We start from the raw sequence: 10,263 nt of genomic DNA, 5'->3' as shown, positions 1-10,263 counted from the left end.
CTAGGGCGTGTTGCGAAAGTCCCGCCTGCCCCACGACGCCTGGCACGCCCGCTCGCTGCGTTGTCGGGATCGCCCGAGTACACCCAGTACGAGGGCGACCCTCCGCCTTGCGATCGCACGCACCAGACGCCGCGGGGCCCGCCCTCCGGGCGGACGGCGCTACTTTCGCAACACCCCCTAAAGGGTGTTGCAGAAGGTCGGGCTTTGGCAGGCCAAAGTGGCTTCTGGTCTGCTGTTTTACCGTGTCATGGCGAGGTTGTGCATGGTGGCTACGGCCTGGACGGCGTGGTGGAGGCCGTCTCCTTTCTGGCGGCAGTCGCGGAGGATCTTCCAGTTCTTCATCCGGGCGAAGGTGTGCTCGACGCGGGCGCGGACGCGTCGGTGTTCGGAGTTGTCTTCTTCCTGCCCGCGCAGGAGGGGTCGTCCGGCTCTCTTGCGGTGCGGGACGATCAGGCCGGTGCCGAGGTAGGCGCCGTCGGCGATCACCGTCGTGCCGGCCGCGGTGGCCGGCAGGGCCGACTCCCGCCAGACGTGGGCGTCGGCCTTGGCGGTGAATGACCCGGCAGACGGTGGCCGGAGAGATGCCGAAGAGCGGAGCGAGCTGCCGCATTGTCAGGTTGGTGCGGTAGTACACGGCCACCAGCAGCACCCGGTCCGGCAGCGGCAGGCACCACGGACGGCCACCACCGGGACCGTTCCCGCCCCGCTCCTTCACCACTTTCACCAGCTTCGCGAACCGGTCGATCCGCAAGCCCGTGAACGTCTCCACCCACACCGGCTCAGCCCGCAACACCCCACCCATGCAAGGGAAATGCCCGGAACTGAGCCTTCTGCAACACCCTTTAGGGCGTGTATCGAAAGTGTGTGCGGCGGCCGGTGTGGCGTTGTACTCCTGGAGAGCCTCAATGCCGGTCTGTTGTCACCTTGGAGTTACCGATGGCCGTTCGCCGTGTCGTACCCAATGTCCAGTCGGAGGCTGTGCAGGAGAGCCGGGAGTTCTACGGCCTGCTCGGATTCGAGGAGGTCATGAACCACGGCTGGATCATGACGCTCGCGTCCCCGTCCAGTCCGACAGCGCAGATCAGCCTCATGGTCAGTGACAAGACCGCACCTGTCACGCCCGATATGAGCGTCGAAGTGGATGACGTGGACGCGGCCTACGGGGCCATGCGGGAGAGCGGCGCGGAGATCGTTCACCCCCTGCAGGACGAGGAGTGGGGGGTGCGCCGGTTCTTCGTCCGTGACCCCGACGGCCGGGTGGTCAACGTGCTGGGCCACCGCTGACGGTCCTCCCGGCTACAGAGGAATGCGAGTCACAGCCCTCCGTTGATGGCCGTGACGAGCACGGTCGCCGCGTAGCGGACGGCGAGTTTCCCGTAGCGCGGGTGGCCACCGCCCGGTGTCTCTTGAGCCGGTTGATCCCGCACTCCACCGCATGCCGCTCCCGGTAGTCGATCTTGTCGAACTTCGGTGGGCGGCCACCGCGGGAGCCCGGCTTCTTGCGGTTGCGGGCGTGGTCGGCCGGTCTCGGTCAGGGGTGCGTCACCCCTGACGGCCTCGGTCTCCTGTCCCGGACCCGGGTGCAAAGCAGGCGTCTCAGCTCGCGGCGGGCTGGTCTGCTTGCCGGGAATCGGATCGCCATCAACGGGGTTGGTGGGGGATAAACCTCTATTGGAGAGCCATGCGAGCGATTCAGGTGTACGAAGTGGGCGGTCCCGAGGTGCTGCAGGAGGCCGAGGTGGACCAGCCGCGGCCGGGTCCGGGCGAGGCGCTCGTGGAGGTCGCCGCATCCGGGGTCAACTTCCTCGACGTCTACCACCGCGAAGGCCGGTACAGCCTCCCGCTGCCCTTCACCCCGGGCGCTGAGGGCGCCGGCACGGTCGTCGAAGTGGGACCCGGCGTCGCAGACGTCGCAGTCGGGGACCGGGTCGGTTGGGTGGAGATTCCCGGCACGTATGCCGAGCGGGCCGTCGTGGACTCCTCCCGGCTGGTGCCGCTGCCCGACGACATCGACTTCGAGACAGCCGCCGCCGTGCTCCTCCAAGGCATGACCGCGCACTATCTCGTCAAGGACGCCTACCCGGTTCAGGGGGGCGACACGGTGCTCGTGCATGCGGCCGCTGGTGGCATGGGGCTGCTCTTGACCCAGCTCATCACCCATCTCGGCGGCAGGGTGATCGGCACGACGTCGACCACGGCGAAGGCCGAGCTGGCGAAGCGTGCCGGGGCCGCTGAGGTGATCCTTTCCTCCGCGGTCGACGATCTCGCAGCCGAGGTGAGGCGGCTCAACGGCGGTCAGGGACTGCCGGTCGTCTACGACGGCGTCGGCGCGCACACCTTCGATGCGAGCCTCGCCAGCCTGCGAACCCGCGGCCATCTCGTGCTCTTCGGCGCGGCAAGTGGTGCCGTGCCTCCGTTTGATCCGATTCGGCTCGCCCACGGCGGTTCGCTGACCCTGATCCGGCCCAGCCTCGGGCACTTCATCGCCGATCGGTCCGAACTGCTCCGACGGGCCGCCGATGTGTTCGAGTGGGTGCGCTCCAAGGCGCTCGAGGTCACCGTAACGGGCCGCTACGCATTGTCCGAGGCCGCCCAGGCCCACAGCGATCTGGAGGCTCGGCGTACCACCGGCAAGCTGCTCGTCGTACCCGATGCGGCCGCTCCTGGACGCCGCGAGGAGACGCAGAGCTGATCGCGGGTGACGAGGTCGGGGATCCTGGAGACGGGTAGGGCGTGCTGCGAGGGTGCGGCGGCGCCGCCGCACCCTCCGGCCCGTCGGCCGTCGCGCCGTTCGTCAGGAGGCGGGTCCCCGCCGTGGGACCCGCCGGGCCGGCCGCCCGCTGTCCTGAGCGGCCGTCAGGGCGTCGTCGGAGGCCGTGGGAGGGCCTCCCGCGCGGGTGTCAGCGGACCCGGCCGTAGTAGACCTTCGAGGACCAGATCCGGTCGAGCTTCACCCAGGAACCGGTCTTGGGGGAGTGCCAGATCTTGCCGCTGCCAGCGTAGATCCCCACGTGGTACACCCTCCCCCCGGAGTGGAAGAAGACCAGGTCGCCCTTCTGCCTGCCGGAGGCGGCGATGTGCCGGGTCTTGTTGTACTGCTGCTGCGCGGTGCGGGGCAGTGACTTGCCCGCCTTCCTGTACGAGTAGAGCGTGAGCCCCGAGCAGTCGAACCTGGTGGGCCCGCTCGCTCCGTACCTGTACGGCGATCCCTTCTTCGACGCCGCGACGTTCAGCGCCTTGCCGGCGTACGTCGTGGCGGCCTGGGCCTCCGGTGCGGCACCTGGTGCCAGCAGCGTGCCGCCGACGGCGGCGAGGGTGAGAGCCGAGACGGCTCCGGCCCGGGACAGCAGGGACGGGACATGAATCTGCGCAGTCATGCGCAACCCTTCGTCAGCCGCCTGTGAAGGATGACCTGTCGGGTTCGGACTGGCGAAGTTGCCCGGCCGCGGCTGCGGCTTCACCCCAAGGAACGGCCCCACTGGCCGGCCGTTCCGTACTGCTCGGGTCCTCCACTCCTGCCGATCCACTCCTGTCGACCAGACATCCGGGACGGCGGCAGGACTCGGCGTCCGCCCGGACCGCCCCGCCGCGGTGGCGGGGGCTTGTCGTCGTCAGGGATCTTGACCCACGAACCGGTCGAAAACCGAGCTGAAACGGCGATATGTGAGGCTCCTCACGACTGATCCATTCGGGTGGACAAGCAGGTTTCGTGATCTTCCGAAGGGTGGTCAGCAGGCCCCGTACCAGCGACGGAACCTCCAATTCCGCCAGATGTGTGCACCTCTCGCGCAACTCGCCCCAGTCACATGTCGATTCGTCGACTACGCCGTACGGGGGAGGATTTCTGCGGTCGCACTGGGCCGACCGGACCTCGACACGACACGCCCGTATGTCAACTCGACGGCGGCTCCGGCACGGTGACCCGTCCGGACCGCCGCTCCCCGTCCAGGACGCGGAGCGCGCGGGTCAACGTCTCGGTGTGCACCTCGCTCTCGCCGCGCAGGTGCATCGTCGTCAGCGCGTCGCGCAGGGCCGTCGCCCTGCCCACCAGCGCCTGCGCCGCGCGTAACGCCCCATAAGTATGCATTGTCCTGGATGGATTGATACGTCCGAGCAGGTCCACGACCTCGAGGTAGGCGTCGACGAGCTCGCCCTCGGCGCGCGTCAGTGCGGGCAGCGGCGGCAGTTCGGGGACCACGGCGGGCTCACCGCCCCCCGGCGCCGCCGGACGCGGCACGGTTGCGGACGACGTGGTCCACCAGGCCGTACGCGGTCGCCGCCGCGGCGTCGAGGATGGTCGTCCGGTCGATGTCGGCGTCGATCCGCTCGCGGCTCCGGCCGGTGTGCGTGGCCAGCATGCCGGCCACCATCGCGCGCAGGCGCAGCAGTTCCCGGGCCTGGATGTCGAGATCGCTCGGCTGCCCCTGGATCGGCTCGTCCGTCGCCGGCTGCCGCAGCACCACCCGCGCACCGGGCAGCGCCATCCGCTTTCCGGGGGCGCCCGCGGCGAGCAGGACGGCGGCGGTGGACGCGGCCTGCCCCAGGCAGGTGGTCTCGATGTCGCAGGTGACGACCTGCATCGTGTCGTAGATCGCCGACATCGCGCTGAGGGAGCCGCCGGGGGAGTTGATGTAGAGCGAGATGTCGCGCTCGGGGGCCGTGTACTCCAGGTGGAGGAGCTGCGCGATGACGTCGTTGGCCGAGGTCTCGTCGATCGGAGTGCCCAGGAAGACGATCCGCTCGTCGAGCAGCTTGGAGTACGGGTCGAGGGTGCGGGTGCCGTGGCTGGTGCGCTCGGTGAACTCGGGCAGCACGTAGCGGGCGTCGGGTCGGTTCATGGTGGGCGCCTCCCGGAGCGGATGACTCTGTCAAAAATGTACAGGACGTACAGGCCGTAGGATGAGGAGCATGGCCTACGAGATTCCGGTGACGCAAGCACGCGCAGAGCTCGCCGACCTGATCAACCGCGTGGTGTACGGCGACGAGCGCGTCGTCGTGACCCGGCACGGCAAGCCGCTCGTGGCGCTCGTCTCCGCCGCTGACCTGGAACGACTGGAGGCGGAGGAGGCGCGCGAGCAGGCGGCCGCCGAGGAGCCGGTGGTCTCTTCCGTCTCCCACGTCCGCGCGATCGCGTCCGCTCCGGGTGAACAGGGCCGCTTCGGCATCGCCGCCCACCACCGCGAGCCCGGAGCCTGACCGGACGTCACGAGAGACCGGCCCGCGGCGGGTTCCGCGGCCCGGACACGCGAGAGCCGCGTACCCCCGTCCGCTACAGCGGGGGCACGCGGCCGTGTGCGAGGGGCGTCAGCCCACCGGCGCCGGGGTCGGGCTCGCGGCGGGCTCCGGCACCCGAGCCGCGGCGACGCGCCGCCCGCCGGCCAGGACCGCGGCCAGCCCGGCCACCGTCCAGAGGCCGAGCACCAGCAGCGGCGCGCCCGCGCCGCCGCCGTCGAAGAAGGCGACCGAGCGCAGCGCCGAGCCGCCGGCGCCCGGCGGGAGCCACTGGCCGAGCGTCCCCACCGGCGAGGGCAGCAGTTCCGGAGCGCTCGCCACACCCGAGAACGGGTTGCCGAGCAGCACCATGAGCAGCGCGCCGAGCCCGAGACCCGGCTTCCCGAGGAGGGCGGCGAGGCCCGCCAGCGCCGAGCCGATCGCGAGGACGGTCAGCCCCAGGACTCCCGCCTCGGCCCACCAGTCACCGGTGAGTGCCCCGAGCCAGCCGTCGGCGAGCGAGGCCCCGGCGATCCCCGCCAGGGCGGCGGCCCCGACCAGGGCGAGGGCCGCCCGGGAGCGCCGCAGGCCGAACACGGTCACGGCCACGCCGGAGGCGGCGCCCGCCAGGACGAGCGGGAACACGCTCGCGGCGAGCGCGGCGCCCCGGGGGTCGCCCGCCGGGGTCGGCACGACGTCGGTGACCTCGACGGGCGCGCCGGGCGGAGCCTGCGCGGTCACGGCCTCGCGCAGCAGTCCGGCGACGACCGGGCTCGCGGCCGAGGCGGTCAGCAGTTCGGCGCCCTGTGGCGTGACGACCACCGCGCCGTATACGACGCGGTCCTCGATCGCGGCGCGGGCGGCGGACTCGGAGGCGTAGCGGTGGATCTCGAAGGCGCCGTCGTGCGCGGTGAGGCGCTGCTCCAGCGGGGCGGTGGCGGTGGCGGGTCCCGCGACGCCGATCGGCAGGTCGCGCGGAGCGGTCCGGGCGGCGGGCCAGGCGAAGGCCCACAGGGCCAGGGCGACGGCGACGGGGATCAGCACCATCACCGCGAGGGTCCTGCGGGTGGCGGTGGGAGGCATGTCGGACCTCTCGATTCAAAGAGAAGGATCGTTCGTTTTACTGCGGCCCACTGTCCCGCCGGCGCGCTCGCTTGTCAAGAATGAATGTTCGTTTTAGATTTCGTGCATGGCTCGTGTCTCCCAGGAACACCTCGACGCCCGCCGCCGTCAGATCCTCGACGGCGCCGCGCGCTGCTTCGCCCGCAACGGCTTCCACGCCACGTCGATGCAGGACGTGCTGGCCGAGGTGGGCCTCTCGGCCGGCGCGGTCTACCGCTACTTCCGCGGCAAGGAGGAGCTCATCGGGGCCATCGCCGGAGAGGCGTTCGCGGGGATCCGCGCCGCCTTCGAGGAGGCGTCCCGCAGCACTCCGCCGCCCACCCCCGACGTGCTCCTCGGCACGGTGCTGCGGCTCTTCCTCGAGGAGCGGATCCCGGGCGGCGACCGGCAGGCGTTCGCGCGTCTCATCCTCCAGGTGTGGGCCGAGACCCTGCGCGACGAGCAGCTGTTCCGGACCCTCTCCGAGGGGTACGACGGAATGCGCGAGGCCTGGTCGACCCTCGTCGTCGCCTACCGCGAGAGCGGGGTGCTGGCGGCCGACGTGCCCGCCGACCACGTCGCGCGCACCCTCATCGCCACCGCGCAGGGGTTCATCGCCCAGCAGGCCCTGTTCGGCGACGTGGCGGTCGAGGTCCTGGAGGACGGGCTGCGCGGTCTCATGTCCATGCGGCTGCCAAGCCCGAGTTAACGCGCCGGAAAAACTTCCGCCCTAACGTGCAAAGTTCGACGGGGCGGCCCATCACCGCAGCTCAACAGAGTGTTGAAGATCGGTAGGGTCCGCTGCTGTCCGGGGGCTGCCCCGGTGGACGACTGTGAGGTGGAAGAGTGCAACTGACCCCGCACGAACAGGAACGCCTGCTCATTCACGTGGCGGCGGACGTGGCGGAGAAGCGCAGGGCGCGCGGCGTGAGGCTGAACCACCCCGAGGCCGTCGCCCTGATCACCTCCCACATCCTGGAGGGCGCCCGCGACGGCCGCACCGTCGCGGAACTCATGGCCAGCGGGCGCAAGGTGCTCACCCGCGACGACGTCATGAGCGGCATCCCGGAGATGATCCACGACGTCCAGGTCGAGGCCACCTTCCCGGACGGGACCAAGCTCGTCACCGTCCATGACCCGATCGTGTGACGGGGGAGCGCCGCCGATGACTCCCGGAGAGATCCTTTTCGGTGACGGCCCGATCGCCCTCAACGAGGGGCGCGCCGTGACCCGCCTGACCGTGCTCAACGCCGCCGACCGGCCCGTCCAGGTCGGCTCCCACTACCACTTCGCCGAGGCCAACCCCGGCCTGGACTTCGACCGTTCCGCCGCGCGCGGCCTGCGGCTGCACATCGCCGCCGGCACCGCCGTGCGGTTCGAGCCCGGCATCCCGGTCGAGGTCGAACTCGTCCCCCTCGCGGGCCGCCGGGTGGTCCCCGGACTGCGCGGAGAGACCGCCGGAGCGCTCGACGCCCCGGCGCCCGCCCCCGAGGCGAAGGAGACCGACCGTGCCTGAGCTGCACCGTGCCGTCTACGCCGATCTGTTCGGCCCGACCACCGGCGACCGGATCCGGCTCGCCGACACCGACCTGCTCGTCGAGATCGAGGAGGACCGCTCCGGCGGCCCCGGCCGGGCCGGCGACGAAGCCGTCTTCGGTGGCGGCAAGGTCATCCGCGAGTCGATGGGCCAGGCCAGGACCACCCGGGCCGAGGGTGCCCCGGACACGGTGATCACCGGCGCCGTGGTCATCGACCACTGGGGGATCGTCAAGGCCGACATCGGCATCCGCGACGGCCGCATCACCGGTATCGGCAAGGCCGGCAACCCCGACACCATGGACGGCGTCCACCCCGACCTGGTCATCGGTCCGGAGACCGAGATCGTCGTCGGGAACGGCCGGATCCTGACCGCGGGCGGCGTCGACACCCACGTCCACTTCATCTCGCCGACCCTCGTCGACGAGGCCCTCGCCTCCGGCGTCACCACCCTGGTCGGCGGCGGCACGGGCCCCGCGGAGGGGACGAAGGCCACCACGATCACCCCCGGCCCCTGGCACCTCGCCCGGATGTTCGCGGCGCTCGAGGGTTCCCCGGTGAACATCGGGCTGCTCGGCAAGGGCAACACCATGTCCCGGGACGCCATGCACTCCCAACTGCGCGGCGGCGCACTGGGGTTCAAGATCCACGAGGACTGGGGGGCGACGCCCGCCGTCATCGACGCCTGCCTGGGCGTCTGCGACGAGACCGGTGCCCAGCTCGCCATCCACACGGACACCCTCAACGAGGCCGGCTTCGTCGGCGACACGCTCGCCGCCATCGCCGGCCGCACCATCCACGCCTACCACACCGAGGGTGCGGGCGGCGGGCACGCGCCGGACATCATCACCGTCGTCTCCGAGGCGCACATACTGCCCAGCTCCACCAACCCCACCCGGCCGCACACCGTCAACACCATCGAGGAACACCTCGACATGCTGATGGTCTGTCACCATCTCAACCCGGCCGTGCCGGAGGACCTCGCCTTCGCCGAGTCCCGGATCCGGCCCTCCACCATCGCCGCCGAGGACCACCTCCACGACCTCGGCGCCATCTCGATCATCTCCTCCGACTCCCAGGCCATGGGACGGATCGGCGAAGTGATCATGCGGACCTGGCAGACCGCGCACGTCATGAAGCGGCATCGCGGCGCCCTGCCCGGAGACGGCCGCGCCGACAACCACCGGGCCCGCCGCTACGTCGCCAAGTACACGATCAACCCGGCGGTCGCCCAGGGGCTCGACCACGAGATCGGGTCGGTCGAGACCGGCAAACTCGCCGACCTGGTGCTGTGGGAGCCGGCCTTCTTCGGAGTGAAGCCGCTGGTCGTGCTCAAGGGCGGTCAGATCGCCTACGCGCAGATGGGCGACGCCAACGCCTCCATCCCCACCCCGCAACCGATCCTGCCCCGGCCGATGTTCGGCGCACTGGGCCGGGCGCCGGCGGCCAACTCCGTCAACTTCGTCTCGCAGGCCGCGATCGAGGACGACCTGCCCGAACGGCTCGGCCTGGAGAAGACGTTCACGGCGATCCGGAGCACGCGGCGGATCACCAAGGCCGACATGCGGGAGAACGACGCCATGCCCCGGGTCGAGGTCGACGCCGACACCTTCACCGTGACCATCGACGGCGACCCGGTCGAACCCGCACCGGCCGCCGAACTCCCCATGACCCAGCGGTACTTCCTGTTCTGATGGACGCGCACACGAACGGCCGTGCCGCACTCCTGGTGCTCGCCGACGGACGCTTCCCCGCCGGCGGGCACGCCCACTCCGGCGGGGCCGAGGCCGCCGTGAAGGCCGGACGGATCACGGACGCGGCCGGACTCGCCGCCTTCTGCCGGGGCCGGCTGCACACCACGGGCCTGACCGCGGCGGCGCTGGCCGCCGCGGCCGCGCTCGGGCTCGACCCGGCCGAGCTCGACGCGGCCGCCGACGCCCGCACCCCCTCGCCCGCCCTGCGCGCCGCGGCCCGCCGGCTGGGCCGGCAGATGATGCGGGCGGCGCGGGCCGCCTGGCCGTGCGCCGAACTCGACGCGCTGGCCACCGCGTTCCCGCGCGGCGCCCATCAGCCGATCGTCCTCGGCGTGGCGGCCCGCGCCGCCGGCCTCGGCCCCGAGGACGCCGCCTCCTGCGTCGCGTACGAGACGGTCAGCGGTCCCGCCACAGCGGTCGTACGTCTCCTCGGGCTCGACCCCTTCCAGGCCACCGCGGTCCTCGCCCGCCTCGCCCCCGACCTCGACCCGGGGCATGGCGTCGTTCTCCCGCATGTCGGCCTTGGTGATCCGCCGCGTGCTCCGGATCGCCGTGAACGTCTTCTCCAGGCCGAGCCGTTCGGGCAGGTCGTCCTCGATCGCGGCCTGCGAGACGAAGTTGACGGAGTTGGCCGCCGGCGCCCGGCCCAGTGCGCCGAACA

At 71.3% G+C, this 10,263-nt stretch carries 12 protein-coding genes, 2 pseudogenes and 1 riboswitch; of the genes and pseudogenes, 8 read left to right on the top strand and 6 right to left on the bottom strand.

Translation table 11 applies throughout. The features are described 5' to 3' along the window. Window positions 1-237: 237 nt before the first annotated feature. Window positions 238-802, bottom strand: a pseudogene (locus EAO71_RS07025) (transposase family protein). 134 nt (window positions 803-936) lie between these two features. On the opposite strand from EAO71_RS07025, the gene EAO71_RS07020 reads away from it, so the two are divergent. After that, window positions 937-1,284 carry a VOC family protein gene (locus EAO71_RS07020; protein ID WP_147976923.1) on the top strand — a complete coding sequence of 116 codons (348 nt, stop codon included), beginning with the start codon at window positions 937-939 and terminating at the stop codon, window positions 1,282-1,284. A 97-nt stretch (window positions 1,285-1,381) separates the two neighbouring features. Here EAO71_RS07020 and EAO71_RS39930 read toward each other — a convergent pair. Continuing rightward, a pseudogene (locus EAO71_RS39930) lies at window positions 1,382-1,498 on the bottom strand (IS5 family transposase); the annotation flags it as partial. Window positions 1,499-1,681: 183 nt separating this feature from the next. Between EAO71_RS39930 and EAO71_RS07010 the strand changes: the two are divergent. Further along, window positions 1,682-2,692, top strand: a complete 1,011-nt coding sequence (locus tag EAO71_RS07010; protein WP_147976922.1) for a quinone oxidoreductase family protein — start codon at window positions 1,682-1,684, stop codon at window positions 2,690-2,692. Window positions 2,693-2,900: 208 nt separating this feature from the next. On the opposite strand, the gene EAO71_RS07005 is transcribed toward EAO71_RS07010, so the two are convergent. From EAO71_RS07005 to EAO71_RS06995, 3 genes are all read right to left on the bottom strand, one after another. Further along, window positions 2,901-3,377 (bottom strand): C40 family peptidase, encoded by a 477-nt coding sequence (locus EAO71_RS07005; RefSeq protein ID WP_147976921.1) that lies wholly within the window; start codon window positions 3,375-3,377, stop codon window positions 2,901-2,903. Between the two features lie 3 nt (window positions 3,378-3,380). Continuing rightward, a riboswitch (cyclic di-AMP (ydaO/yuaA leader) is annotated at window positions 3,381-3,498 on the bottom strand. Window positions 3,499-3,892: 394 nt separating this feature from the next. Next, window positions 3,893-4,198, bottom strand: coding sequence for a hypothetical protein (locus EAO71_RS07000; RefSeq protein WP_147976920.1), 306 nt, complete (start codon window positions 4,196-4,198; stop codon window positions 3,893-3,895). Between the two features lie 7 nt (window positions 4,199-4,205). After that, a complete protein-coding gene (locus EAO71_RS06995; protein ID WP_147976919.1) occupies window positions 4,206-4,838 on the bottom strand; it encodes an ATP-dependent Clp protease proteolytic subunit in 633 nt (210 codons plus the stop codon). 70 nt (window positions 4,839-4,908) lie between these two features. On the opposite strand from EAO71_RS06995, the gene EAO71_RS06990 reads away from it, so the two are divergent. Further along, the gene (locus EAO71_RS06990) at window positions 4,909-5,196 is read left to right on the top strand and encodes a type II toxin-antitoxin system Phd/YefM family antitoxin (protein ID WP_147976918.1); all 288 of its coding nucleotides are present in this window, start codon (window positions 4,909-4,911) and stop codon (window positions 5,194-5,196) included. 108 nt (window positions 5,197-5,304) lie between these two features. Here the strand turns inward: EAO71_RS06990 and EAO71_RS06985 are convergent, their stop codons facing one another. After that, window positions 5,305-6,294, bottom strand: a complete 990-nt coding sequence (locus EAO71_RS06985; RefSeq protein WP_147976917.1) for an ABC transporter permease — start codon at window positions 6,292-6,294, stop codon at window positions 5,305-5,307. Between the two features lie 106 nt (window positions 6,295-6,400). Between EAO71_RS06985 and EAO71_RS06980 the strand changes: the two genes are divergently transcribed. From EAO71_RS06980 to EAO71_RS06960, 5 genes are all read left to right on the top strand, one after another. Further along, complete coding sequence (locus EAO71_RS06980; RefSeq protein ID WP_147976916.1) at window positions 6,401-7,021, top strand: TetR/AcrR family transcriptional regulator; 621 nt, start codon at window positions 6,401-6,403, stop codon at window positions 7,019-7,021. Window positions 7,022-7,158: 137 nt separating this feature from the next. Then, window positions 7,159-7,461, top strand: coding sequence for an urease subunit gamma (locus EAO71_RS06975; protein ID WP_147976915.1), 303 nt, complete (start codon window positions 7,159-7,161; stop codon window positions 7,459-7,461). A gap of 16 nt (window positions 7,462-7,477) precedes the next feature. Next, window positions 7,478-7,828: an urease subunit beta gene (locus EAO71_RS06970; protein ID WP_147976914.1), complete on the top strand. Its 351-nt coding sequence runs from the start codon at window positions 7,478-7,480 to the stop codon at window positions 7,826-7,828. Then, the gene (locus EAO71_RS06965) at window positions 7,821-9,542 is read left to right on the top strand and encodes an urease subunit alpha (RefSeq protein WP_147976913.1); all 1,722 of its coding nucleotides are present in this window, start codon (window positions 7,821-7,823) and stop codon (window positions 9,540-9,542) included. The genes EAO71_RS06970 and EAO71_RS06965 overlap by 8 nt, the downstream gene beginning before the upstream one ends. Continuing rightward, window positions 9,542-10,263, top strand: a 722-nt coding sequence (locus EAO71_RS06960) for an urease accessory protein UreF (protein ID WP_147979155.1), incomplete at its 3' end; no start/stop codon positions are given. The genes EAO71_RS06965 and EAO71_RS06960, both read left to right, overlap by 1 nt.

It is taken from the genome of Streptomyces sp. MS191 (assembly GCF_008042125.1).
In the GTDB taxonomy this organism is placed as follows: Bacteria; Actinomycetota; Actinomycetes; order Streptomycetales; family Streptomycetaceae; genus Streptomyces.
This window is presented reverse-complemented; position numbering and strand designations above follow the sequence as displayed.